Annotated in this window: 36 protein-coding genes; 35 read left to right on the top strand and 1 reads right to left on the bottom strand. The window is 36.2% G+C overall.

What is annotated here, in order from left to right:
* Window positions 1-101 precede the first annotated feature (101 nt).
* The 11 genes from D0T84_RS16180 to D0T84_RS16130 all read left to right on the top strand — a co-directional run bounded on the left by D0T84_RS16180 (window position 102) and on the right by D0T84_RS16130 (window position 7,846).
* Complete coding sequence (locus tag D0T84_RS16180; protein ID WP_163308902.1) at window positions 102-440, top strand: hypothetical protein; 339 nt, start codon at window positions 102-104, stop codon at window positions 438-440.
* Entirely contained in the window at window positions 437-1,279 is an 843-nt protein-coding gene (locus tag D0T84_RS16175) for a DNA adenine methylase (protein WP_163308901.1), read from the top strand. The genes D0T84_RS16180 and D0T84_RS16175 overlap by 4 nt, the downstream gene beginning before the upstream one ends.
* 495 nt (window positions 1,280-1,774) lie before the next feature.
* On the top strand, window positions 1,775-2,260 hold the full coding sequence (locus tag D0T84_RS16170) for a hypothetical protein (protein WP_163308900.1): 486 nt from the start codon (window positions 1,775-1,777) through the stop codon (window positions 2,258-2,260).
* A 68-nt stretch (window positions 2,261-2,328) separates the two neighbouring features.
* Window positions 2,329-2,769: a hypothetical protein gene (locus D0T84_RS16165; protein WP_163308899.1), complete on the top strand. Its 441-nt coding sequence runs from the start codon at window positions 2,329-2,331 to the stop codon at window positions 2,767-2,769.
* 2 nt (window positions 2,770-2,771) lie between these two features.
* Window positions 2,772-3,161: a hypothetical protein gene (locus tag D0T84_RS16160; RefSeq protein ID WP_163308898.1), complete on the top strand. Its 390-nt coding sequence runs from the start codon at window positions 2,772-2,774 to the stop codon at window positions 3,159-3,161.
* A 24-nt stretch (window positions 3,162-3,185) separates the two neighbouring features.
* Window positions 3,186-3,470 carry a hypothetical protein gene (locus D0T84_RS16155; protein ID WP_163308897.1) on the top strand — a complete coding sequence of 95 codons (285 nt, stop codon included), beginning with the start codon at window positions 3,186-3,188 and terminating at the stop codon, window positions 3,468-3,470.
* Window positions 3,471-3,546: 76 nt separating this feature from the next.
* Window positions 3,547-4,614, top strand: a complete 1,068-nt coding sequence (locus tag D0T84_RS16150; RefSeq protein WP_163308896.1) for an ATP-dependent Clp protease proteolytic subunit — start codon at window positions 3,547-3,549, stop codon at window positions 4,612-4,614.
* 3 nt (window positions 4,615-4,617) lie between these two features.
* A complete protein-coding gene (locus tag D0T84_RS16145) occupies window positions 4,618-5,580 on the top strand; it encodes a hypothetical protein (RefSeq protein ID WP_163308895.1) in 963 nt (320 codons plus the stop codon).
* A 3-nt stretch (window positions 5,581-5,583) separates the two neighbouring features.
* The gene (locus D0T84_RS16140; protein WP_163308894.1) at window positions 5,584-6,171 is read left to right on the top strand and encodes a hypothetical protein; all 588 of its coding nucleotides are present in this window, start codon (window positions 5,584-5,586) and stop codon (window positions 6,169-6,171) included.
* A gap of 129 nt (window positions 6,172-6,300) precedes the next feature.
* Window positions 6,301-7,080, top strand: coding sequence for a hypothetical protein (locus tag D0T84_RS16135; RefSeq protein WP_163308893.1), 780 nt, complete (start codon window positions 6,301-6,303; stop codon window positions 7,078-7,080).
* A 202-nt stretch (window positions 7,081-7,282) separates the two neighbouring features.
* Entirely contained in the window at window positions 7,283-7,846 is a 564-nt protein-coding gene (locus D0T84_RS16130; RefSeq protein WP_163308892.1) for a KilA-N domain-containing protein, read from the top strand.
* A 32-nt stretch (window positions 7,847-7,878) separates the two neighbouring features.
* Here D0T84_RS16130 and D0T84_RS16125 read toward each other — a convergent pair whose 3' ends face one another.
* Entirely contained in the window at window positions 7,879-8,175 is a 297-nt protein-coding gene (locus D0T84_RS16125) for a helix-turn-helix transcriptional regulator (RefSeq protein ID WP_163308891.1), read from the bottom strand.
* 168 nt (window positions 8,176-8,343) lie between these two features.
* Here D0T84_RS16125 and D0T84_RS16120 point away from each other — a divergent pair, with 168 nt between their 5' ends.
* The 24 genes from D0T84_RS16120 to D0T84_RS16005 form a co-directional block, all read left to right on the top strand.
* Window positions 8,344-8,505 (top strand): hypothetical protein, encoded by a 162-nt coding sequence (locus D0T84_RS16120; protein WP_163308890.1) that lies wholly within the window; start codon window positions 8,344-8,346, stop codon window positions 8,503-8,505.
* Between the two features lie 47 nt (window positions 8,506-8,552).
* Window positions 8,553-8,756, top strand: coding sequence for a hypothetical protein (locus D0T84_RS16115; RefSeq protein ID WP_163308889.1), 204 nt, complete (start codon window positions 8,553-8,555; stop codon window positions 8,754-8,756).
* Window positions 8,753-8,974 (top strand): hypothetical protein, encoded by a 222-nt coding sequence (locus tag D0T84_RS16110; protein ID WP_163308888.1) that lies wholly within the window; start codon window positions 8,753-8,755, stop codon window positions 8,972-8,974. The genes D0T84_RS16115 and D0T84_RS16110 overlap by 4 nt, the downstream gene beginning before the upstream one ends.
* A 115-nt stretch (window positions 8,975-9,089) precedes the next feature.
* The gene (locus D0T84_RS16105; RefSeq protein ID WP_163308887.1) at window positions 9,090-9,698 is read left to right on the top strand and encodes a hypothetical protein; all 609 of its coding nucleotides are present in this window, start codon (window positions 9,090-9,092) and stop codon (window positions 9,696-9,698) included.
* Entirely contained in the window at window positions 9,688-11,331 is a 1,644-nt protein-coding gene (locus D0T84_RS16100) for a hypothetical protein (protein ID WP_163308886.1), read from the top strand. The genes D0T84_RS16105 and D0T84_RS16100 overlap by 11 nt, the downstream gene beginning before the upstream one ends.
* Window positions 11,332-11,461: 130 nt before the next feature.
* Window positions 11,462-11,617 (top strand): hypothetical protein, encoded by a 156-nt coding sequence (locus D0T84_RS16095; RefSeq protein ID WP_163308885.1) that lies wholly within the window; start codon window positions 11,462-11,464, stop codon window positions 11,615-11,617.
* 21 nt (window positions 11,618-11,638) lie between these two features.
* Window positions 11,639-12,031 (top strand): DUF5053 domain-containing protein, encoded by a 393-nt coding sequence (locus D0T84_RS16090; RefSeq protein ID WP_163308884.1) that lies wholly within the window; start codon window positions 11,639-11,641, stop codon window positions 12,029-12,031.
* A 479-nt stretch (window positions 12,032-12,510) separates the two neighbouring features.
* Complete coding sequence (locus D0T84_RS16085; RefSeq protein ID WP_163308883.1) at window positions 12,511-13,770, top strand: pentapeptide repeat-containing protein; 1,260 nt, start codon at window positions 12,511-12,513, stop codon at window positions 13,768-13,770.
* Between the two features lie 39 nt (window positions 13,771-13,809).
* Window positions 13,810-15,390: a 3'-5' exonuclease gene (locus tag D0T84_RS16080; protein WP_163308882.1), complete on the top strand. Its 1,581-nt coding sequence runs from the start codon at window positions 13,810-13,812 to the stop codon at window positions 15,388-15,390.
* 232 nt (window positions 15,391-15,622) lie between these two features.
* A complete protein-coding gene (locus D0T84_RS16075) occupies window positions 15,623-15,910 on the top strand; it encodes a hypothetical protein (protein ID WP_163308881.1) in 288 nt (95 codons plus the stop codon).
* Window positions 15,911-16,092: 182 nt separating this feature from the next.
* Complete coding sequence (locus tag D0T84_RS16070) at window positions 16,093-16,344, top strand: hypothetical protein (RefSeq protein ID WP_163308880.1); 252 nt, start codon at window positions 16,093-16,095, stop codon at window positions 16,342-16,344.
* Window positions 16,345-16,607: 263 nt separating this feature from the next.
* A complete protein-coding gene (locus D0T84_RS16065) occupies window positions 16,608-16,781 on the top strand; it encodes a hypothetical protein (RefSeq protein WP_163308879.1) in 174 nt (57 codons plus the stop codon).
* Window positions 16,778-17,053, top strand: a complete 276-nt coding sequence (locus D0T84_RS16060) for a hypothetical protein (protein ID WP_163308878.1) — start codon at window positions 16,778-16,780, stop codon at window positions 17,051-17,053. The genes D0T84_RS16065 and D0T84_RS16060 overlap by 4 nt, the downstream gene beginning before the upstream one ends.
* On the top strand, window positions 17,047-17,307 hold the full coding sequence (locus D0T84_RS16055; RefSeq protein WP_163308877.1) for a hypothetical protein: 261 nt from the start codon (window positions 17,047-17,049) through the stop codon (window positions 17,305-17,307). The genes D0T84_RS16060 and D0T84_RS16055 overlap by 7 nt, the downstream gene beginning before the upstream one ends.
* A complete protein-coding gene (locus tag D0T84_RS16050; RefSeq protein WP_163308876.1) occupies window positions 17,304-17,561 on the top strand; it encodes a hypothetical protein in 258 nt (85 codons plus the stop codon). The genes D0T84_RS16055 and D0T84_RS16050 overlap by 4 nt, the downstream gene beginning before the upstream one ends.
* Window positions 17,562-17,708: 147 nt before the next feature.
* A complete protein-coding gene (locus D0T84_RS16045) occupies window positions 17,709-18,218 on the top strand; it encodes a hypothetical protein (RefSeq protein ID WP_163308875.1) in 510 nt (169 codons plus the stop codon).
* A complete protein-coding gene (locus D0T84_RS16040; protein ID WP_163308874.1) occupies window positions 18,215-19,267 on the top strand; it encodes a hypothetical protein in 1,053 nt (350 codons plus the stop codon). Before D0T84_RS16045 ends, D0T84_RS16040 begins: the two co-directional genes overlap by 4 nt.
* Window position 19,268: 1 nt before the next feature.
* Window positions 19,269-19,505 carry a hypothetical protein gene (locus D0T84_RS16035; RefSeq protein ID WP_163308873.1) on the top strand — a complete coding sequence of 79 codons (237 nt, stop codon included), beginning with the start codon at window positions 19,269-19,271 and terminating at the stop codon, window positions 19,503-19,505.
* Entirely contained in the window at window positions 19,502-20,896 is a 1,395-nt protein-coding gene (locus D0T84_RS16030) for a hypothetical protein (protein WP_163308872.1), read from the top strand. Before D0T84_RS16035 ends, D0T84_RS16030 begins: the two co-directional genes overlap by 4 nt.
* A 44-nt stretch (window positions 20,897-20,940) precedes the next feature.
* Window positions 20,941-21,783: a DUF6712 family protein gene (locus tag D0T84_RS16025; RefSeq protein ID WP_163308871.1), complete on the top strand. Its 843-nt coding sequence runs from the start codon at window positions 20,941-20,943 to the stop codon at window positions 21,781-21,783.
* 41 nt (window positions 21,784-21,824) lie between these two features.
* Window positions 21,825-22,715 (top strand): hypothetical protein, encoded by an 891-nt coding sequence (locus D0T84_RS16020; protein WP_163308870.1) that lies wholly within the window; start codon window positions 21,825-21,827, stop codon window positions 22,713-22,715.
* Complete coding sequence (locus D0T84_RS16015) at window positions 22,712-23,203, top strand: hypothetical protein (protein ID WP_163308869.1); 492 nt, start codon at window positions 22,712-22,714, stop codon at window positions 23,201-23,203. Before D0T84_RS16020 ends, D0T84_RS16015 begins: the two co-directional genes overlap by 4 nt.
* Window positions 23,181-23,579 (top strand): hypothetical protein, encoded by a 399-nt coding sequence (locus D0T84_RS16010; protein ID WP_163308868.1) that lies wholly within the window; start codon window positions 23,181-23,183, stop codon window positions 23,577-23,579. Before D0T84_RS16015 ends, D0T84_RS16010 begins: the two co-directional genes overlap by 23 nt.
* Before the next feature lie 167 nt (window positions 23,580-23,746).
* A partial coding sequence (locus D0T84_RS16005; protein WP_221413142.1) for a hypothetical protein occupies window positions 23,747-25,029 on the top strand: 1,283 nt, incomplete at its 3' end.

Genomic DNA, 25,029 nt, shown 5'->3' with positions numbered 1-25,029 from the left:
TCTTTACAAGATACTAAAAATCAAGGTCTTATCCAAAAAATCAACCATCTATTTTGCTGATTGTCAGTAAAATAGATTTTTTGTCATGTACTAAAAAAACAATGAGTAAATATAATTATCCCTTAGTGGAAGATGCAGCCGGCTCATATTCCGGAATATCTAAAATAATAAGAGATGAAAATAATGTCGTAGAATTACTTCATCAAATAGATAACTGTTACAATGAAGCTAAATCTGATCAACAGAAGGTTGAAAAAGAATTAGAATATATCAAAATGCAAAGAGGTAATGCAGTCACTCTATTTATATACTGCCTCAAAGCATTAGAGATATCAGGAAAACCTTTAGTTTTTCAAAATAGCAATCATATTACAGTCATAAAACAAATTGATGAAAATACAATTGATTACGAAAAGTATGAATTAACTGATTTGAAATGAGCCACGATTCAAGCAAACTAATAGCATTCAATTATTTTGGAGGTAAATTCACTTGGTTGGATTATCTGTATGATTGCTTTCCGCAGGATTTTACACACTTGGTAGAATTATTTGCCGGCTCAATGGTTGTGTCAATCAATTACAAAGGGCGTGTGATCAAAACAGCTAACGAATTAAATTCTGATATCACAAATTTCTTTTCCGTCCTCAGAGACAACGAAAACGATTTAATCCGTCTGTTATTATTGACCCCCTGTTCTAATCTGGAATATAATAATTGCTGGGAGCCATCTGAAGATAAGATAGAACAAGCCCGCCGTTTTTATGTCCGGGTACGTCAATCATTTTTCGGTCTGGGTGCCCAACGCCAGAATAAAGGCTGGCATATGGCAAAGCAGCATGTAAATGCTCAAGGCGGTGAAACTGTTTCCAGATGGAACAATGCTATTAATAACCTTCATCGGGTTGCGGAAGTGATAAGATCTAACTTCCAGATAGTAAATTTCGATTATGCCGATTGCATTGATAAAATAGACCACTCCAAAGCCTTTTTCTATGCTGACCCACCTTATACAAAGCGTTCCCGTAAATCGTACAACGATTATAAATATGAATTTACAGACCAACAGCATGAACAATTGTCCTACAAGCTACATCATATTGAAGGGCTGGCCATGGTAAGCGGGTACGATTGCGATTTGATGAATGACTTATATTCTGACTTCTATAAAACTAAATTCCCAATAAAGAAGAATAACATACGATCTGCAGTAGTTCAGGAAGTCGTATGGACAAATTATAATCCTAAAAAAAATAGTTTATTCCTTTTCTCTGAATAGCCCGCGCATTCAGTTTGTCCCACTCCCCCTTAGTTCTTTAATAAGTATCCCTGACAATACTTTTTAGGACTCCGGGGGAGTTCTTATTTTTTCGCATATACACATATAATAATATAATAAAAAATATAGATTTTATTTATATATATAATAGTATTACGCAAAACACATTTTTTGATTTTAAAACTACCACTTACCACAAGCCCTTATTTTCTGTCGGAAATCGTTTCTACAAAACACTTTCGTTGTGGTAACTTTGATAAAAAACTACTGCTTACCACAACTTACCACAACTTACCACAAAACAACCTTACCACAGACTTACCACAAATAAATAACAGAAATTCAATAGTTTACAGCTGTGTGTAAGTGGTAAGCAAAAAATCAAATTATAATTTTACTTACAAATGCTCTAATATCGTTACTTTTAAGTTTTAAAATATTGATTTTTAGCGTATTAATTCGTATATTTATATTGTATTTCTAACTAAAAACAGAATGAGCAGCGGAATTTACATTTATCTTGAGGTTGAAAGATATTTGAAAGAATATCTCAATTTTCACTTTGGCGACCCCGTGCGATTGCCGGCCAACTCACCCGAAAATAAACTTATCCGGCGGCACCTTTCCCGATTGCCCGAAAATACAAACCCGGATTTACAACCCAATCAGGATATTTCTTTTGTCCGAATAGAGATTCCATATTCCAAAGAAAAAGACCCTCGCGAATACAACTTCCTTTTCCCATCGGTAAAGGATGCTTTGCGGGACAGCTTAATAACCATATTCGAAAATCATATGTGGACTGATCTTCTGGATATAAAAAAGCGGAAACGTGGAAATCTGACACTGGAAATTTACGCTTGGTGTGAAACGAATGGAATATCAAATATGAACGACGATAAAAACTTTGAAACCATCCGGCAAAAATTTTACAGGATGCGACACGAATACAGGAAAAACAATCAGGTGAAATTATCGTAAAATATTCCGACTTTTTGCCTGATTTTAAAAATATCGAATTTGTCTAATTTATTGAAGTTTTTGTGATTATGAATAAATTTTTACCTGCAATTAAAACAGTCGAATTTGCCATCGCGCAATTTCTGACTATTACAGCAAATGAGAAGATAGCGCACGGAATACCCGTTCAAGTATCCGGCACTTTCACCACTATTTGCATTGAGGGACTTGCAGCAGCAAGTTATGAGACAAAACGCGTATCGGGTCAGGATGTATATACATCGAAGCTAAATTTCAGGATCGGAGAACAACAGGTAATGCCGTGGAACCTTGAAACCTTTCTGGCAAACAGGAATATTGTTTACCGCCTAACTGATGTACATAAGCGTCAGTGGCTAATGGGTACAAATGAAATGCCTTTTCCTATTTCGACTGTGAAGCATGATAATCCGGCAGACCCTTCAGGGGCTAATATTTCGGAGCTGGAAATAAGTTATACGAATTTATTCCCGTTTCTTAAAATCGAATAGATATGTCATGCAATATAGATTTAGAATATTTAGATAGATTATCTAAGATGGCATGTTCACCATCATCTTTCATTCCGGCAGGAAGGTCATATAATAAAATGGCAACGATTGAGGCTGAATGTATAGCAAGAATTAAACGTTTGCATAAAGAAGCTGATATTATTTGGATCAGCCAGGAATCTATTAATAATATTCACAGTTTATCCCGCGAATATTATAAAAATAATATTACTCAGTCTGATTTTTTGCATACATATGAATCTTTTCTTAAACAAGCTATTTTACAACGCAGATGGATTGAATCAGGAATAACTATATCAATTGTAGATTCAATTAAGATAGGTGAAGCTAACAAGAAAAGGGATTATTATTTATCACGGGATTGGAGTTAATAAACTAATACAGAAAATGAAATTATGGTATTAAATGAGCAAACAGTAAATGCGTATAAGGAATTATTAATTAATCCACAAAAGCATAACCTAAAAATCACATCAATTACAGATTTTTTTGCACCCAGTGAAATTGTTATTGCTAAAGATATATTGGCTAAATCTTATATTGATCATATAAATAAGCCTGTTCCAAAAATCATTATTTATATAATTATGGATGATTTATATGGAGCATGTATTGAAAAAGATTCTAATAACGGAAATTTGGGATATAAATTGACTTATAAGCAACAGCAATCAGAATAACAGTCTTTTTATACTCCCTTTATAATCCATAAAGTTGCATTGAAATTAATAACGATGCAACTTTTTCTTTTTTAGTATGGATTATCAAATAGACTTAGACGGATACATCGGCGACTACTACAACGGGCGTAAATGGGTAAAGAACAAACTGGCTGAAAATAAAAATAAGCCGGTGTTTGTCCGCACGAACTCATTAGGCGGCAGTGTTAATGATGCCCTTGATATCGCAGCTCAGTTCGAAGCACACGGAAATGTAACAGTAGAAATGTTTTCCTTCAATGCTTCTGCAACTACTGTTCTCACTCTGGGAGCAAACAAAGTACGCGCACATGCCGATTCCCTGTATCTGATTCATAAAGTAATGTCATGGGTAAACGCCTGGGGCATGATGAATGAGGACAATATACAGGATTTAATTGATGAACTGGAAAAAGAAAAGAAAGAAAACGAGAAAATAACGCTCGTCCTGGCTCGTAAATATGCCCTCAAAACAGGTAAAAGCATCACAGATATCCTGAACCTGATGAAGCAGGAGACATGGCTGACCGCTAACGAAGCCAAAGAATGGGGCTTTGTGGATGAAGTATTCGGAAAGGCTACCGGAAAAGTAAACTTCACCCCGGAAATGAAAGAAAAGTTCAACATTGCCGAACTACCTATTCCCCACTTAAAAAATAATCAGGAAGACAGTAAAGGCCTATTAGAAAAAATAGAAGAGAAATTTGACGGGTTCAAAAACGATATCCTTTCCCGGATGGGTATAAATAACGATAAAGAGACAAATAACGAAAATCCAGTAATAAATATGAAGAAAGAATGGACTCACATTAATACCCTACTGGAAGTAGAAGGTATTGAAACAAAGGACGGTAAGATAAACCTTACCGAAGATCAGTTGCAAAAACTGAATGATGCTATTCAGTCAGCTAATGAAGCTAAAACAACGGCCGAAAACAGCCTGACTGAAAAAACTAAGGAATATGATCAGCTTAAAACTGATTATGATAATCTGAAAGGTTCGGCCGGTGCAGATTCGAACCCGGTGAATAAAAATTCCGATGTGGGAAAAGGTGGAAAGGTCGAAGATGATGACCTAAAAGCTGCTATCGAAGCCCAAAAGATGTTCAACATACTTAATAAATAATATATGGCAAATATTAATATTATACCCGATGAACTGAAAAAATCAGCTCATACCTTCCGGAAAATGTTATTGACATTGCCCGCTATCGCTTTGAAGACGTCGCTTCCTTATGTTACATTGAGAACAGGGGTTCAATATAAATCAACTGTTGGAGAAATAAGTGACGGTTCTCAGTTCGGCCCGTATGATCCTAATCGTAAAAGTGGTGACGTCAATATAAAAGGACGTACCCTTGAAACATATTTAGGGTCAGTAATTAAAGAGTTTGACCCTAATACAGTTTTACAATCAGTATACGGAAGCCTTATAATTCATGGTGAAGCCCTGACACGCACTGAAATAGTGAAAGCTGTTCTTTCTGCTATGATGTTAAGCCTATCTGAGGGTCTTAATTCTGCATTGTTTACGGCAGTAAGAAATGACACGGGAACATTGAGTAAAGACTTATTCAATGGTTTTGATACTATTGCTCAAAACGAAATCACAGCGAATAATATCACTACTGCATTAGGTAATCTGTATGAATTTACTACTGCAATAGATAGCACAAATGCTGTCGATTCGCTCAAAGCGTATTATCGCGCCGCAAAGGATGAATTGAAAGGCGTTCCAACACAAATGCTTGTTCCTTTTGCTGTGAAAGAAGCATACGAAGATGATTATCAGGCAACCGTTGGAAGTGTTGTTTATAACAAATCCTTCGAGAAAAGATATCTTGAGGGCAGTGATGGTAAATGTGAAATCGTTGCTTTATCCAATAAAGCCGGTTCAGGACTTATACAATTGACTCAGAAAAACAACATGATTGTAGGGACAGGTAACGGTAATGACCTTGAAAGTGTAGATGTAGACAAATTCGCACCTTTTCAGGTCACTCTATCTTCTGCTATCATATTTGGTACTCAATATGAAAGCATCAATGCTAAAAAATTATTAATCGGTAAACTAGCAACCCCAACCCCTTAAAATATGGCATGTCAAACAGCAACAGACCCCAACTCACTGGAATGGTGTGAGGGTCAGGTAAATCTTCCGGGAATACGCCCTAAAGTATATTTCACTCCAAAAAGTACGATAGTGAAATGGCCTACCCGTCCAACAGTTTTAGCAACAGGCGAAACAATGGGAAAACTGGCTACATATACCGGCAATTTCGAGTTAGCTGCCGACAAAGTATGGCAGTCTATGGATATTATTGAAGATCGTTCCCCAGCAACAGCAGACGTTCAAGGGACAAAGCCTTCTAAGACATATCTCAATCAGGCTGTTTTAGTTGTTCCGAATGTCGATGCAGAAGCTGCGGGCCTATCCCAATTAGCTGCAAACAGCGACTATGTTTATTTAGTGCAGGATAAGCCCGGTAAATTCCGTGTACTTGGTAACGAAATGTATCAGACAAACACTGATGTTGCAATGGCTTTAGGCGGGTCGGCAACTGACGAAATGGGAACTACAATCACAGCTTCTGTTACCGATTCGTGCCATATGCCTTTCTACGAAGGTGAAATAGAAACGGCTGATGGTATAATCAATCCATCGACGCCTGAAACTCCGTGATATTCCAATATAAAAGAAGTTTTTAGTTAATCTGTAAAAGAGGCTATTGCAACGGCAAAGCCTCTTTTGTCTTTTATGCCCGGTTTGGTAATTACTAGGTTTGATTTAAATAACTAATTATATCACAATATGAGTCAGAATGTAGATTACAAACAATTAGTGGATGAGTGGCTTGAATCCGAAGAAAAAGACATCGAAGCCGGCGCGCTTCTGTGTCTTAAACTTAATCGTAACAGGACACTGTATCAATATATCACAAGAAAAAAAGCTTTGGATAAATTGATATATGAAATGAAAAAGCAGTCGGATATTCTTTCTGCAAGGGTAAATTTCGAAACTAATAAATTGACTGAAGAGGAAGTTAAGGAGCTTACCCAAAAGGCTGTAAAAGCCGCCAAAACAGTTGAAGTTATCGACAAAGGTGTAAAAGGCAAACGGACGGATCACGATAAACTTCCGGCAGATATACAGCAAGCTTACGAAGATAACTTGGTTATCTATCCGAAAATGCGGTCGCTGCACGAAAAACTAAAATTGATGGCTAACGATCGCCCGTGTGACCGTTATCCATTCCTGAAAGAATTGGTGGCCATGGATAATAAAGTGCGCGCAAACTGGAAATTATACGATAATGCCAAAATTTTAAATACAGATGAGCGATATACCGACACGGGAAATCCCGTTTCGAAAAAAGTAACGCTTGACGCAAAAGGAGTATCAGCAGCCCGAAAGTATCTGAGTTCAAACAAGAAAAAGCTGGCAACGCTGAAAGACACTGATGAAGACAAATACAAAACATTGCTTGCCGAAATGCAAAAACGATACGATGACCTTATCGCATCGGGGCAAACACTGGATGAAAAGCAAGTGGGGGAATTGAAAGAAGCGGGGGTGAAGGTAGGAGAATAAAAAATATTTATTCCGATTCTAATTTTATTTATTATTATTCTAATTATATTTACATTTGTATCGTTATTTAGCATTCTATTAATACAGGCTGGTTAAATGCAGTTAATTAGCAACTATTAATAAAGATATTCATAAGCAACAGGAGTAGGCGCTGCATCGCCGAAACTGCTGCTTTTTTTTGTTTAACTAAAAACTACAAACCATGATTCCAAAGATTTTCATTTTTAATGACACTCCTATTACATTCGTATTCAATAAAGATAATACGGTAATGATTAATGCCACAGAAATGGCAAAAGTATTTGATGCCGAAGTTGCACACTTTATGGAAAATCAAAGTACTAAAAAATTTATTGAATCGTGTTTAAAAACTCGGAATTCCGAGTTTTTAAAGATAAAATCAAAAGAAGATTTAGTATTATCAAGGCAAAAATCAGGAACATTTATGCATCGAATTCTAGCTATAAAATTTGCAGCTTGGTTAGACTCCGATTTCGAAGTATGGGTATATTCTACTATCGAAAAACTACTATTCGGAAAACATGCGGAACGCGAACAGTCATTTAAACGAACAATCGAACTTCAAAAAGAAATGAATTTGTTAGTTGAAAAATCAGAAAAAACAGGTGGCGACTTTGATAGGTATCTGGAAATTAATAGAGAATTAAGAAAAGAAAAAGCAATAAGAAAATCGCTTACAAAAGATAGTATCAATGAAATGGGTGATCTGTTTGATGACGAAGATGAAGACAATGATAATGATTAATTTTTAGAAAATAGAAACTAAAAGCGAGAAAACTAATTCTCGCTTTTTATTTTTTCTATAATCTCTTCCAGTTCCTGAATACTATTGGCGCGGTATAGCTGGCCATGGTGGTCGATAAGGGCGGTGAGTTCTTCTTTATTATCAGATTCTATAAACTCAGTAACATTGCATCCGATAGCATCCGCCCACTTTATTAGCATTTGAATGCCTGGATTACCATTAATTATAGTATTTGATATACTTGATCTGGAAACTCCCAATCTGCGCCCTAATTCAGCGGCTGATATATGATATTTATCTAAAACCTCTTGTATTCTAAGCTTATTCACATTCGTAGATATATAATTATACACAAATATATAAATACAAAACTATTGTATAAATATAATTATACTAAAATTAGTTAAAGTATAAATATATTTCACCAAACACTTGCTTTTGTAGAAATATTACTATACATTTGTATCATAATAATAACAAAATAAAAACCAACAATTATGAAAGCATTATTAAACAACCTATTCAACCAATATTTTTCAGCAACAGAAGGAAACGGCTCATTCAGAGGATGGGTATATAACGGAGTAGAAAACGGCACTATTATACTTCCTGCCGGTATGGACGAATATGATGTATACGAAGCAGCCGACAATTATTAATAACAACCAGGCGGGGAGCAATCCCCGCTACATCAAAATATATAATTATGAAAGCAACCGGTTATATCTGGCTATGCGATGCCAGGCAGAAGTTAGGCAAAGTGCTTAATAAAATGAAAAGCGGTACACCAATAAGGTATAGTATGGAAGAGAGTGGAAACGAACAACAGTATATATTATCGGGTAACGGGGTAATAATTACTATCTGCATACAAATATTGAAACCAATACACAAAGGAGGTGTACAATGATACATAATATCGACGGCGCCATTATCACCAACGATGTGATACAAGCTATAAAAACCATTCAGGAATATAAGGATAACGCAACCTGTATTATTGAAAAAGAAATGAATATCCTTATTTCGCGTGGCAGGACATCTGAAGAATCAAGCGATGATATACTTAACAGGCTCGAAGACCTGAACTTTATAAAAAGCCTGATAACCGGAATAGCAAAAATATAATACTAACCATATTAGTTTATAAGTGAAGAAATTGCCTGAGCCGTGACGGTTCGGGCTTTTTCGTCTTTTATCCGCTCATTACCCTTGTTTTTCTTTGGTGTATAAACGATTGTGCATGCCTAAAGAAAAAACAATAGATATCTGTCACCGTCATTTGTTCGATGATGTAGATGCAATGCAAAAAGCAAATGTATCTGTACAAATGATCAATCGTATAAAGCGAATCCGTTCCATTTATACCACATGGAACGATTATCCAATGAAAAAGGATAAGGAAATGCGTGACAGGCTAGTCGCTGATTTTGGTATTTCCCTATCAGAAGCATACGAAGATATTAAAATAATAAAACAACTGATAGGTGATATAAATTCAGTGTCAAAGGCATGGCATAGGTTTAAGTTTGCCGAAATGATTACTCAGGCTTATGAAACGGCCAAGATAAAAAGAAATCCCATGGCCATGGTAATGGCTGCCGATAAATATGCTAAATATAACCAGCTTGATAAAGAAGACGCTTTAGAATTCCCATGGGATGAAATTATTCCGGATGTAATTGAACCGTCTTCCGATCCTACCCTCATAGGCATTAAACCAGTACCAAATATTCAACAAAAGATAGCTGCCCTGAAAAAGAAATATGAAGCTGAAATAGAAGATATTGACTTTGTTGAAATAGGAATCGATCCCAAACTTATTGATGATATAAAAAGTTATGGCGAATAAAGTATATTATAACCCACCGCAACAGGTTACAATGTATACAGGCGCGCATACTACTATATTTCTTGGTGGGCGTCGTTTAGGAAAAACCCACGGTGTTGCAGCTCCATGGGTAAAGAGAAATTTTCAACAAATGCCCCGGTCGTCAGGAGGATTTGTTTTTCCTTCTTATAAACGCGGACTGACAAACACCTTGCCCGGTACGCTTAAAGGCCTTGAATCGCTTGGATTTAAACGCGATCTACATTATGTTATAGGCCGGAAACCATCTAAATCAATGGGATTTGGGAAACCCATCATTGAGCCGGCAAATTACGAACACGTTATGTATTGGTACAACGGTTCAATTCAATATTTCATATCTCAGGATATTATAGGTTCATCCAATTCTCTCACATTGGATTATCTGATGGGTGATGAAGGGAAATTCCTGGATTATGAAAAACTAAAAGATGAAACTTTTCCGGCAAACGGTGGTATAAAATCCTATTTCGGACATATCCCATATCATCACAGTATGCTGTTCTTATCGGATATGCCTTCATCCAAAAGAGGCTCATGGCTTCTGAACTTCCGGGAAAGAATGGATAATGACCTGATTGATGCAATTCATGGAATAATATACGAACAATGGAAGATCAGGGAGCGGATAAAAGACCTCAAAGCCAAAAAGAAACCGATCCCGAAGTATTTACCCACATATTATAGAACTCTCTCAAAAACCCTCTCTGAGTTCCGTAGCGTTGCTGTGTATTATGCTGAATGGTCTAGCATAGAAAACCTGTTGGTACTTGGTGAAAACTACATCAAGCAGATGAAACGCGACCTTCCGCCGCTTGTTTTCCAAACATCCATACTTTGTAAACGGCTCGGAGTATTAAAGGATGGCTTTTATTCATCCCTGAATAGTAAGATACATTATTATACCCGGAATAATAATGATTACTTGCAGGCGCTTGATTATAACCTGAAAGCTATTCAGGATAACAGTTCATTACAGGACTCCGATATACAGCCCTTAGAGCCTATTTGCGTAGCTATGGACTACAATGCGAATATAAACTGGCTGGTAGCAGGACAAAAGGAAGAACGCTTTATAAACGTCCTGAAAAGCTTTTATGTGAAGTATGAAAGGAAATTACCTTCTCTGATTGATGATTTTTGTCATTACTATCGTCATCACATGAAAAAGAAAGTTATTTTCTATTATGATTCCACTGCTATTAAGTCAAACTATGCGGTATCTGATGATGATGATTTTGCAGAAGTAGTACGCAGGAGGTTTGAACAGAACGGTTGGAGTGTTGAAATGATGTATATCGGTAATCCGTGGAAGCATAAAGATAAACATCTGTTTATAAATCTTTTGATGAAAGGTATTATTGAAAACGGCCTTACTCCTATGATAAATGAAGAGAATAATGAAGAACTTATTATTGCACTGGAGACGGCCGGCACAAAGATCGGGCGCAACGGGTTCGAAAAGGATAAGTCAGGCGAAAAGCTGGCAGAATCGGAAGAGGATAAATTGGAGTATCGAACTGATGGCACGGATGCCTTCGATACGCTCGTTATAGGGATGAATAAGTACCCTTACGAAGGTTCGATGGGTATGGGAGCCATGTGGAAGGGCTAACCTATTTACACACCAAATGTTAAATCTCCAATTTCAAGACAAAATATATCTTCAAAGCATTGCCTGATAAACAAATGTTTATTATATTTGTACTGTTGAGTTAGAGTAATAACATTTTATCTTTGAAATTATGACAAAAGAAGAAGCTGAAAAAGAAAAGCAATATTTAGAAATACTTCTAAATGCTATCAGTGAGAACCCAGTATTACAAGATAACGAATACATAGATTCGATACTGGACAGAATAAATGAACTGAATGAAATTATTAACAGCCCCTCCAAGTGAGGGGCAAAACCTCTGTTAAACATGAAAAGAGAAGACTTCTATAAAGATTTGGAACGGTTTAAATCAATAACAGACCCGGAGGAACTGAAAGCCTTTGAAAAAGAATTAAAGGAAAAGCATTCTCAGGCCTCGAAAGAAGATGCCCTTGAGACTTTGACACTCATAGAAGAACGGGTTGACGAACTAATAAGCATATTAAAAGTAAGTGACATCACAAAGATTGTTTCAATGTCGTATATAGCAACTAAATACTTTAAGAAATCCCGTTCCTGGTTGCACCAACGGCTAAACGGTGATATAGTCAACGGGAAGCCTGCCAAATTCACCAATGACGAGAAACGGACGCTTAAGTTAGCGCTGGAGGATATATCAAAGAAAATGCAGGAAACATCTTCAAAGATTGTTATTGCTTAACTCAACATCTGCAATATTCCTGCACCCCCTATCATTCAAGTGGTAGGGGTTTTTTTTGTGATCCATGAGGAAAGGGTAATAGGTCATAAAGTGAAGGCAAAGGGGGGCATCTCGCAAGGGGTGCCCCCTTTTTTTTGACAACACAGCGAAACACGCATCAGCAAACGATTTCAATAAACAATCTCTATCATATAAGGTCAAAAAAGGAGAGGTAATGACCGAGGCGAGCGCAGGGTGAGGCGGGATTCATCGGCTGAATATCCGCTTTTTTATCGAAAAATGGATGGCAAAAACATTGATTTATAGGATATTGATGCATTGAAAGTCGGAATAGTGAAATAATCTACTAATAAAAAAGGTAATATGGGACGGTAATGCGGTGAGAGTGTATTATTTATTGAGGGTGAAAAATATTTTAACATAAGAATGAAGAATGTTAAAATAAATTGTAACTTGCGTGTGGATTAATATTGTATATTATGAGAAAAATTACACAAGAGGAATTTGATAGAATATATGAGGAACATCAAATATGGATAAAATCAAATGGTATAAATTCACATAAAACAATTCTAAGAAATACTGACTTTACAAACATTGTATTTCCATCAGAAACAAATCTTTCTGATGCAAATCTTTCTGGGGCAAATCTTTCTGGAGCAAATCTTTCTGGAGCAAATCTTTCTGGAGCGAAGTTTTCTAGAACGATTCTTTCTGGGGCAAATTTAGAAGGGACAAATTGCGAACGTGCTTTTTTTCGTAGAGCACTTCTTCAAGAGGCAAGACTAAGAAGAGCTAATTTCAGAGGAGCGAATCTTGACCGAGTAAATTTTTCAAGAGCAGATCTTGAAGAAGCAAATCTTGAAGGAGCGAATCTTGAGAATGCAGATCTTGAAGGTGCAAATCTTTACGAGGCAAATCTTAAAGGTGCAAATCTTGAAAAGACAATTATCAAAGGTGCTATTCTTGGAAAAAGGAAAGATACAAATGATGAAAAAATTATAAAAGAGTATCAGGATAAAATAAACAAATTAGAAAATGAAAGAATCGAACTAATAACCAGCGCGGGAGATAAAGAAACAGAACTGAAGGCAAATAAAGAACTATTAGATAAGTTAAGAAAAGAACAAAAAAATCTGGAAGAGCAATTTAAAAAGACAATAGAGGAAAATAGAATAGAGGATATAAATAAAGCTTTCAATACACTTATAAATGCAGGGAATGATCTAAAAAAAGAACACTTCCTTTTGAAATGTATGTTCGGTTTTTATACCATTGGCATCGTAATTTGTGCTTCTCTATTATTTTATGTATGGTATAGATTTTATGGAAAGATAGAAAGTTTGACTCAGACAATCGAAAATCATAAATTAGAGATTATGGATATATGGGTAAATATAGCCCCTTCCTTTCTATTATTAGGTTTGATTATATTCTTTATATACCAAGCCCATAAATGTCAACGACATATGGTTATATTGCAAAAACTACTATATAAGCCGATGCAAATAAAAGGCGTTTTGGAAGCTTATTTTTATATGTCGGGTAATAATGAAACAACCAATAAGCAAATCAATAAGGTATTAGATGACTATGTGAGCCATATAATAAACCATGATGTAAATACAGATAAGGAAGAAACGACTATGAAGAATACAGATGGAAAAGAAAAAGGTTTAAATGAAAAAGTTATTGATTCAGTCACTAATTTCATAAAAGAATTAAAAGGTTTGGTTTAAGGTGTAGTGGGGTGAGAAATTAAGGTTTAAATTGTATATATGATGGATTGTTTCTTGATTTTTGCAACAATTGTAATCATTATAATTGTTATTATCATATTTTCGAAAGGTAAATCTGAATCGAGTAAAAATATTTATCCAAATGATGAATATAAAAATTTATATGATAGTGCTAGCAATCGCAACAGTAACACATTAAAAAGCAGACATCGACAATCTAGTGCTATAATGAATGAAATGGTTGATTATGACGGCACTAATCTTGCAGTTCAATTATTTAAATCAAAAACGAATGATCCTTATTTTCTAGTCGTAGATGTGGAAACAACGGGGATAACCAGAATAAAAGAAGTCAATAACAAAAATTGCAAAAGACTTCCTCGTATCGTTCAAATAGCATGGGTTGTATTGGATAAGGATTTCAGGAAGGTTAAAGGGGCGACATCCATTATAAAGCAAGATCAGCCTATTCCAGAAAAATCTACTGATGTTCACGGAATAACAGATGAACAAGCAGAAAAGGAAGGGCATGATATAAAAGACGTTTTGGATGAATTTCTTGAGGATATAAGTAATTGTAAAATACTTGTTGCTCATAATATGGAATTTGATCATGCTATAATCAAAGGAGAAATAATGCGATTAAAAAAAAGCACTTTATCTTTTGATAGTATTGCGCAATATTGTACAATGTTTTGGGGACAATTTTTTTGTAAGATACCTAGACATGATCAATCATCACTATTGTATGATATTGAGTATAAATATCCTAAATTACAGGAGTTGCTAGGTTTTTTGTTTCTAGGAAACACTTATGCTTATTTCAAAGGGGGATTTCATGATGCAAGTATGGATGTGCTATGGACGACCGCATGTTTGAAAGAAATGTATAAAATAAAAAGAATTAATTTTGAAGCAATAATTGAAAGAAATAACAAGGAAATAGAGGAAGATAAAATAAATAAAGCTTCTGGAATAACTGAATTAGATAAAAATGAAACTTACGCCAATAAAACAAATAAAGAATTACGAGATGAATTAAATATAGATATTTCTAAAATCATAAACTCAATAACTTTTTCTGAATTGAAAGAAGACAATGAACGAATAATAAATCAATTCATTAGCTTGAAGAATTCGTCTGATATTAAAACATTTTATCATATCATATGTCCACATAAACCATACTTCCACCCTATTAAAGAGATTTCATTTAAATATAAACATTTATCTGGGAATGATTTTGAGTTAGAATATGAATACTTATTGGAAGATAACGATTCCATTAGAAACAGCGATACATTTACTTTAGAAACAGAAGAAGATAAAATATACTCAAAAGCACAAAAATATGAGAACATTGATATAAATGAATCTATAAAGTTATATATACAGATTGTAGAGTGCAGATTCAGTCATATCGGTGTATATTTTAGAGCTCTGAATAGGTTAAGTGTTATTTTAGGTAAAATTAAACGTCATGATTTGGATATAATATTATTAACTAAAGGATTAAAAGTATTAGAGGTTGCGTTATCTGACACTTCTGGATATTTACGCGAATATTGTATATCTCAAATTAGAGAACGATTAGAAAAATCAAAGAAAAAAGTTAAATAAAATTTGGTTACATTCAATAAACTCACCATATTTGTAATGCCCTGAATTGTATAAAGATTTACGAATCTCTCTTAAGTGTAATCCGTAGAACCGGATTCCGGCTATACAACCGGTGGGCGCACTTAAGAGAGATTCGCTATTTTTTAGGAGTTTGCCTGCCGATGAATCCGCCTTCTATCATGGAAGGCAGTTCTGCTTTTTTGCATTCTTCTATTTTTCGTTCTAACTCTGTATGGATCTTTTTTCTAAAGAAGAATTTTTTGAACTTTTAAAAAACGGACAAATTGTTGATGCCCGTAATGGAGGGTTGGTTATCGGTCGGTCTCATAATGAAGGGAATATTTATATGATTGTTGAAAATGAGAATGGTTATATCGTTAATGCTCATATGGAAGGGGGTGAATTCTTGAGGAGCTTAACTCTATCAACTCTGACAAATATATATAATTTTCATCCAATTTCCTTTTCTTTTTCAAAAATTGTTTCCATATTTGTAGTGCGAAAACTTTTTATAATTTAATGGTAGATTAGATTCTGCCTACATTTATGGGCTTTTTTTATGCCTATATTTTAAAATCTTAATATAAGACGGCTGTCTATTCCACAATTTTTTTCGGTTCTACCGTTAAGTTGTAAAAGTTTTCGCGAACGGAATATGGCAGCCGTTCTTTTTTCTGCCTAAATGCGAAAACTTTTACAACAATGGAAACAAAAACAAAACCTAGAAACAAACGGAATACAAAAGAAGTTGCATTCCGAGACATGATCGAGCATCTGCATTGCTTTATTGAAAAAATTAATCTCGAACAGGCACGAGACCCCGAAAAGACGCACAGCGACAGGCTGAAAGCTACCAGAACCATTACAGAAAACAGAACATCGCATGTCTTTGTGAATGAAGATTATGTTGTCGTATTTGCCATCCATAAAAGCAGGAAAGGAGGCGCGCAATGAAAGCTAATGTGATAATATGCCAATTAGAAAATGTGTCAATGGGTATTGTGCATTTGGGAAATAGTTGTAATTTTGCTGTTGACTATTACAATATACTATTCTTGGGCAAAAAATCAAGATTATTTTTTGACAAGATAAAAGGCACGCCCACTATGGTGGTTCGGAAGGAAACGACCGTGCAGCCACAAACGCCCAGCGTATGTTGTGATAGTCACACCTACGGTGGGCGTGTTCTGTTTATCATAATTCTATTCGCTATGACTATGAATAAGAATTCAAAACAAACCACAGCCGAAATAAAATCGGCAAAAGCTATTCTAAAAAGTTTTTACCTTGAGGCATGCAAGGAAGTTGTAAAACCCGAAATGGACAATCTGCATTTTATGTGCGATGGTTTCGATCTTCATTTCATCAGCAGGAAAGGAGGCGCGCAATGAAAAATATAGCAACAAAAATAGGTGATGTGGAAGTGACGCCGGGTGTGGCACAATTCCTTCAGAATATGTTACGGTACGATGTTAATACATATGTTGTAGACGGATACCTCAAAGACCTGTCGCAGGTACAAGACTACCTGACGCGGATACTTCTGGAACTTGAAGCCCCCGAACCGGATACAACACGGTTGTGCCTGGGTACTGTGATGGCAGTTAGAGACCAGCTTTGCTTGCTAATGGAAGACGATAAGGAAGGAGGTGAACAATGCTAACAATCTTATATGTGATTACCTACGAGGCGATATTAGCCAAAGATTATGAGTTTAACCATGTGACATATAAGGCAAACAAGCCTTACACATTCCACATGCTGAGTGTAACGGATGATATGGAAGACCTGGAGGACGATATGTATAGCGATATGGATAAGCGGTTTACCAGCCTGAAAGGCGACTTCCTGCTGAATGACGAAGTATTGTATGTGTCTATGCCAAAAGTAATTAATAGTCTGATGGTACAAGTATGAACAAAAAGAAAAACCCAACACATAAAGATTTAATTTTCAGAAGGTATATAGGACAATTTCTACAAGCGACAGAACCCGATGCAACGCACCGGAAATCGAGTGAAGAAATAGCCTTCGAACTGTCAGGCATGGCTTATTTCTCAATTGATGAAATATCAATACAAATGATAAGCTTCGGATATCAGATTGGCTTTGATGATGCAAAGCCGGTATGGCTGATGAAAGAAAACAGAACAACCCAAATAACAGAATAGCTAAATTCACTATACAATTTAATCTTTGAAATTGCCTGAACTGTGACAGTTCGGGCTTTTTTTACCTCCCCCAACCCCTCCAAAAGAGGGGCTTTTGTCTTTTAGGAAAAGAACCCAGATGTTTTTCTTTGGTGAAAAAGAAATAATATGAAGTACGTTTACTTATTCTTATTCTGTTTTCTGGCTTTGATAGCCTGTAAATCAACTAAAAAAAATACTATCAGCGATACTTATATTGCAAGTAATACAGACACGCAAAAATCGAAGTATGAATCATTGTATTACTCCCTTATCGACAGTATCCGTAATATTCCCGCCCCGAAAGAGAAAAGTGAATCGAAAGGTTTGCAACACAGCGAGCTGGAGACATCACTGGCCCGAAGCATCGCCTTTCTTGACTCTTTGGGATTATTACATCATATGATCGAGAATAAGGATAGTATCCCGCAACCTGTTAGGGAGATAATAGACAGACGTTATATTCACGATACACTTTATGTACATAAAGCCGATTCTATTTATGTGAATAAGGAGGTATATATACATGAAGAGCTTTCTTTCTGGGAGAAAATAAGACGTACAGCCGGCGATATCGCAATCGGTTTGCTTATCATAGTTTTAGGAATATTCACGGTAAAACAGTTTATCAAAAAATGATACTGGATACTTTCATACCTGAGTTAGCATTTTCCAGCGCATTGTCGGATATAACGCTGGTGGAAGTGATAGAGGATATAACTTTCGAATTATCGTATAAGCAAAGCGATAATTCATATAAAGTTGTATTATCAGAACCATATACCCCCGATAATGATGCAATGATTTATATAATAGACCTGCAAAAAATCATTGACGGCTATCTATCCGATAGCCCTGTACTGGACTTTAAATTCAGGTTTGAAGGGGAAAGCGATACAATAGAATATTCATCACGCATATTATTGTCGCGGGCTGAATTGGATGTGGATGCCCGTAAATTCGTTTCACAGCGTTTTCTATCTGTGATGAAAGGAGATAAGACAATCCGTCCCGAAAGCCTTGAATATCTTTCCGTATATGCTTTAGAATCTCAGGTAGTGAATATTACAGCAAGTTACAGGAATAATGAAACGGGTAATTATGAATCCGATAGTTTTACGGTTCCTAATCCGGTAGTGAACCAAATAACAACAATTGATGTAAGCCCGGCAAAATATGCGAAAGAGGGCAAAACCCTTGTGAAATATACTGTCAGTTGCGGAACCCGGCAAATGAATTACCTGATAGATAATTTATCAGCTCCGAGTCTGGCAGAAATTCTTTTTACGAATAATTTCGGGGTTCCTGAAACTTTCAGTACATCGGGTAACCTGGCACGGGAAAGGAAATTTGAAAATGAATATGCTACCATAAAAGGGGAATATATAAAAGCGAATAATTCATTCCACATAGAGCATACAGCCAATACCGGAATAATGGATCAACATACAGCCAACTGGATAGAATCGGATTTATTTTCTTCATATAATACATTTTTAGTACAGGATATGCAGATATGGAAGGGAATAACAATCATAGACCAGACAGTAAAACGGACATCGGATAAAACAGAACAGCCCGCTTATGAATTCAAATACAGGCTCAAACAACGCAATCAGGAAGTGACAGAGTTCCATAAATACCTGTATAGGTTGTTTGACCCAACATTCGATAAAACATATAATTGAAATGAAAAGTATGATTCACTTAAACGATGTGCGGAAGCTGCTAAATTCCAAAAGGCCGGTAAATCTTAAGTGCTGGAAGATGGAAGATGCATCGGTGATGGAATGCAAAGGAGTAGTGTGCACATCGAGCAATTTTAAAAACAGCACATTCAATATACGGTTTCCAGAATCGGGGGAAATACGGACAATCAGAGCGATATGTATCCATGAAGTAAACGGCAAAGATGTATTTATATGAAAAAAGAAAATATACATATTTTAGACAGTTCATCCGCTGTTTTGGATTTAGGTCAAAGCCAGGCTTTTGTCAATACTGTTGATATTGCAGAACTGGATTCACTTTTGCAGAGCGCGAACGATGATGAAAAAACAACGCCTGTAACAATTGATAAAAAGTTCAGGGGCTATGTTCCATGGGGTAGTGATAATAATAAACCTTATAGTGTTATCCAGCTAGTAGAAGATGATGAAGTATTATCAGAAAATAAACTTTTCAACGCATTAACATGCTATGGTAGCGGATTGACATATAAATCGAGGCAGGAAGGAAAAGAGATAAGCGATGAAGTTAAGAAGTTTTTTAAATACAACCGGCCGCCGAAATATTTCCTTGATCAGTGTGCAGATATGAAATATTTCTTTTTTACAGTAACAGTTATCATACTGGATAAAGAAGGGAAGAAAATAGTTAAGATCAGACATAAGGAAGCCTGCCATTGCCGCTTTGAAACCTGTAACCCTAAAAATGGAAAGATAGAGCATTTGTTCTATGGCGATTTTGAAGACAAAACGCCCCAATTAGACGAATTAGAAGTTATTCCTGTACTCGATTACTATGATCCGATAGGCGACCTTGAAGTTAGATTCGGACGCCTCCCTGATGATGACGGGAAGATGAGAACAGGAAAGGAAATTACTAAAGAAAGGAAATTCGCTATAATCAATAAATTCCCGACAGTTGGCGATAAATATTACCCGACACCCCCATCATGGGCTATATTCCGTAGTGGATGGTATGAATACAGCCGCCTGATCCCGTATAAAAAAATAGCCAAATTGAAGAATTCTACTTCAGTGAAATATCTGGTAGAAATACATCGGGATTACTGGAAAGAATTGTTCGATGAAGAACAGATTACTGATCCGGAAGCTAAAATAGCCCGTAAGAAGAAACAATATCAGGAAATCCGCGAATTTCTGACGGGTATCGAGAATTCTAATAAAATGTGGGTGAGCGGTTATTATACCAGTCCTCAGAATGGTAAAGAGATCAATATGATAAAGATAACCCTTGTGGATACGACTAAAGAAGGGGGTGAACTGATTGAAGATTCGGCAGAAGCGAACAATATGAAATGTTATGCTGATGCAGTACATTCCGCCCTGATCGGAGCCAATCCGGGCAAAACGGCAGGGAATTTCTCAGGATCGGTGCAAAGGGAATTGTTCACGATAAAACAGGCTTTGGAAAAACCATATCACGATATCCTTTTAGAGCCTTTGTATATAGTGAAAGAGTTCAATAAATGGGATGATGTCATATTCGATGTTCCGGTAATCACTCTCACAACACTGGATAAAGGAAAGGACGCTGAAGAAAATACATTGAGAGATACGAATAATAATTAACTAATTAGCACATTCGAAAATTAGTAAATTTAAAATAGGAAATTATGTTGATAAACAATAAGGAAGAGTTTGCAAAATATATTCCGACTGTCGGCGGATATAATCCTGATCCGAATAATACGGACTGGGATAAGTTATCTCCATTCGTTCAGGAAGCAGAATTATTTTTGCAAACCGAATTATTAGGTATTGATTTATATAACCTGATAGCGGCAACAACCGATATGCAACTGAAAAATGCAGCCTGTACGGTAGTTGCCTGCATGGCTTATAATGGGGCAATACCTTATGTAGACCTTATACAAACCCCAAACGGGTTTGGCGTAGTATCAAACACTAATCAGGCCCCGGCTTCGAAAGAACGGGTTGACAGGTTGAATGAATGGACTAAGATAAGAGCCAGTGAAGCCACTGACGCGCTTATAACCCTTATATTCCAAAATGCGGAATATAATGCAGAATGGAAAAAGTTCGGGCTGTATGACTATTATACAGAGTGCCTGTTTATGACAGCAGCTTCACTGAAACGCTACTGCAAAAGGGATGCACTCCGTTATAATCTGGATGAATTGCACCCGGTGTTTATGGCTTATCAGGAAAAAATATCGAGAATGATAAGCCATGAATACATGAACGATATAATTGTCAAAAGAAGGGATGCTTCATTGACTATTGAGGACATAGCAATGATCAGGACACTTATGACAATTATGGGAATGCTATACAGGAACGATGACAATGCAGCATATAAGCTGCTGGAAACGGTTGTAAATACTATGGTTGCCAGTCTTGACAAATATCCTGTTTATGCAAACTCTCAGGCTTATCGGATTAAGATTAGTGACAAGTATGAAAACAAAAAAAGTGATCCTACATTTTTCTTTTAAGGTCGCAGACCTTTTTGTTTTCTCAATTAACTATAAATAAAATGATTGTACTAAAAATTTTCGGAATAATTATCGGACTGGCCTTACTATGGGTATTCGCTTTTTTTCTCTATTGCCGGAAGCAAAACAAGAAAAAAAGAGTATTGGAATATCTCAATCTGACTTTGCCGAAATCGTGGAAAGAACTGAGTGAAAAGCAATTTTTGTATGTCTGTAACCTGATGCTATGGGAGAATACCCCAACAGAAATACAGACAAAATGCTTTTTGTTTTTCGCAGGGATAACGGTTCAGGAATATCTTAATGACGGGACGTGGATTTGCATTCATAACAAAAAGCGATTCACTATTTCAGATTATGAAGTACAGTATTTTGCTAAAAAACTCTCATTCCTGACAGATACAATAACGGAAGTAAATCCTTTGCAGGAAATGGCAGGATTTAAACATATCAACCCACGCTTTGAAGGATGCCCTTTTAAACAATGGATGGCAGCCGAAAATTATTATCAGGCATTTGTGTATACAAAACAGGATATTCATTTAGATAAGCTTTGCGCGGTGGTGTATTCTTCCGGGATAGACTTTAATGATGCAGATACTATAAAAAGAAGCAAGGCATTCAAGAAAGTTCCAATGGTACAAAAACTTACTGTGTTCATTATGTATGCAGGATTAAAGGATAGGTTATCAAAAGAGTTTTCCCATTTCTTTCAGAGAGTGGCTGTTAAATCGGATCAGGAAAGCGCCCGGAAGCCACCAAAAATGAGAGAACATTTTTCGAATATGATCTATGTGCTGAATGGTGGAAATGTAGGAGAAACAGATAAAGTGCTGAATGCAGAATGTTGGCGTGCCTTCGATACCCTAAACAGGAAAGCCCATGAGAATCAGGAAATGGAACAACGGATTAAAAAACTGAAAAAGAAATGAACTTCGATGCATTTGATTATTTTTCTTCTCTCTGTAACAAGCTGAAGAAATCAAAGGATAACGGATACTATCCATGCAAAGTGTCAGGACTGGCAAATATGGAAGAAGTAATAAATGCTTTTCAGTCACAGAAAGCATATTTTGCCATCGACGATACTAATGACGGGCAAACATTTAAAGCAAGTGGGGGCGGGTATTTCGATAAAAAACAATATATCGTTTTCATACTTAGAAAATTTGCTCTGAATAATATGGATCAGCAAAAGGAGTACCTGAAAGAATGCCGTCAAATATATAAATCTATCTGCAAAAAACTAATTAAGGATAAATCAAAATTGGTAAACAATATGATTTACCTAAATACTGACCGCATTCCTTTTTATGAGATAGAAGGCTATGGAATAGCCGGATGTACAGGCTTATACTTTATTATAACAGTAGACGAACCAACAAACCTTTGTTACGATGCAGACGAATGGTACGAATGACAGGTCATTATATTTAGAGGAATGGACTCGGATGATGGTGAACATCTGGGAGGAAAAAATATTACTGTTGGACGTAAACGAAACAGGTGCATTATATAATTCACTAAAAGGTTTTTTAGTCAAAAATTCAGGCGGCGATGTTGCAGTCATCGAACACTTCTTTAACTTTTATGGCATCTATGTGGATAAAGGAACCGGGAAAGAGTTTTACAAAGGGAATGCCGGTGATATCGGAATCACTCCAAACAGGAAAGCAAAGCCGTGGTTTAATCCTAAATTCTACTACTACACAATGAAGCTTGCTGAAAAGATGACAGAAATAAGCGGCAAAGAATTTACATACATAATGAAAAAAGTTATAGAGGGGACTGGTTAAGTTCCTTTTTTTGTCTTTTTCCATTCCCTGTTTTCCCATTTCATTTACACAAAAAAGAAAATGGCAAACCATTGTATAGAAGTTGTGTGTAAAAAATGCGGTTTTGAATATTGCATCCGTTGTCATGCAGTTTGCCCAAAGTGTAAAACAGAAAATGAATATAAAGCATGAATGTTTTAGATCAATTAAAGCAGTTTGCAAATAAAGTCAGATATCAGACTCTTAAAGAGATGAATACAGCCGAACTTATCGGATATTTATTCGTCAGCATAATTAATTATCTTAAAAACCTTATTTCCGGACAAATAAGACAGGAAGGAGTAGATACATATAATGATACATCAGGTGGAAAAACATCTTTACTTTCAACTTATCCAAATCCCCAAAACGGATGGACTGTGTTAGTCCGTAATGATGAAAACAATAATGGAAAATCCATATTATATCAGTGGAATGGAACTAAATGGATTGACTTAGAAACATCAATGTTTAATGGTGATGTTGCTAAATATTTCTCCATAATAAGCAACACCGAATACCTTTTTGCTATAATAGATGCCAAAGATGCTATCCTTTGCGGTTTCCGCCGTAACGGCGACATCTATGTCGCCAAAGGTATGCCCGAAGACACTAAAGCAGCCCTTAAGCTAAAACTTAACTATACAGATATTGTCGGCGTATTAGGTAACACGGGCAAACCTATATCCGACACAGCCGTAAACGCCGCTATCGGCGCAATATCGAGAATACTATCCGTTGTAACCGATAACGAGGGGCGCATAGAGGTAACGTTGGATGCTGAAAACAGAGTTTTGTCATATAGAAAAACAGATGGCACAAAGTGGGAATGTACCTTTGAAACAGAAACAGCAACCATAAACGACAAGATACAACTATCAGTCAAAGCCATAACCCAACTTAAACAGGATTTAATAGACAGCGGTTTTTCTCCGGGCAAAGGTACGGGCGACTGGTCGGAACAATCCGATATTGCCATACCTATACCAAGAATAGCAGCCCGAATTAATCTTATTACTACAAAAATGCCGGGCGGAAAATTTGATGATATTCCGGCTATCATGGAATATTGGGATAAGGACGGTAACTATTTCAGGAAGCCCATTATTCTGAATGCACAGGGCACATCATCAATGGCGTATATGGTGAAAAACCTATCTGTAGACTTTACCGACTGTAAAATCAAGTTTGGGAACTGGGTTACACAAGACAGCTTCCATATAAAGAAATATTATATAGACGCTTTCAGGGGGCAATGTAACGTCAGTTATAAGCTATGCGAACAAATGTACCAGACACGCCCGGTTGGGGAAAGAAAGCCTTATCAAAGCGTTTATCCGTCTGCAACTGCATACGATGGCACAGGCATATTGAAAGCTGATATAGTAAACGAGGCTTTATGCCATCCTGATGGCTTTCCCGTTGTTATATA

Source organism: Dysgonomonas sp. 521 (assembly GCF_010501055.1).
Taxonomy (GTDB): domain Bacteria; phylum Bacteroidota; class Bacteroidia; order Bacteroidales; family Dysgonomonadaceae; genus Dysgonomonas.
This window is presented reverse-complemented; position numbering and strand designations above follow the sequence as displayed.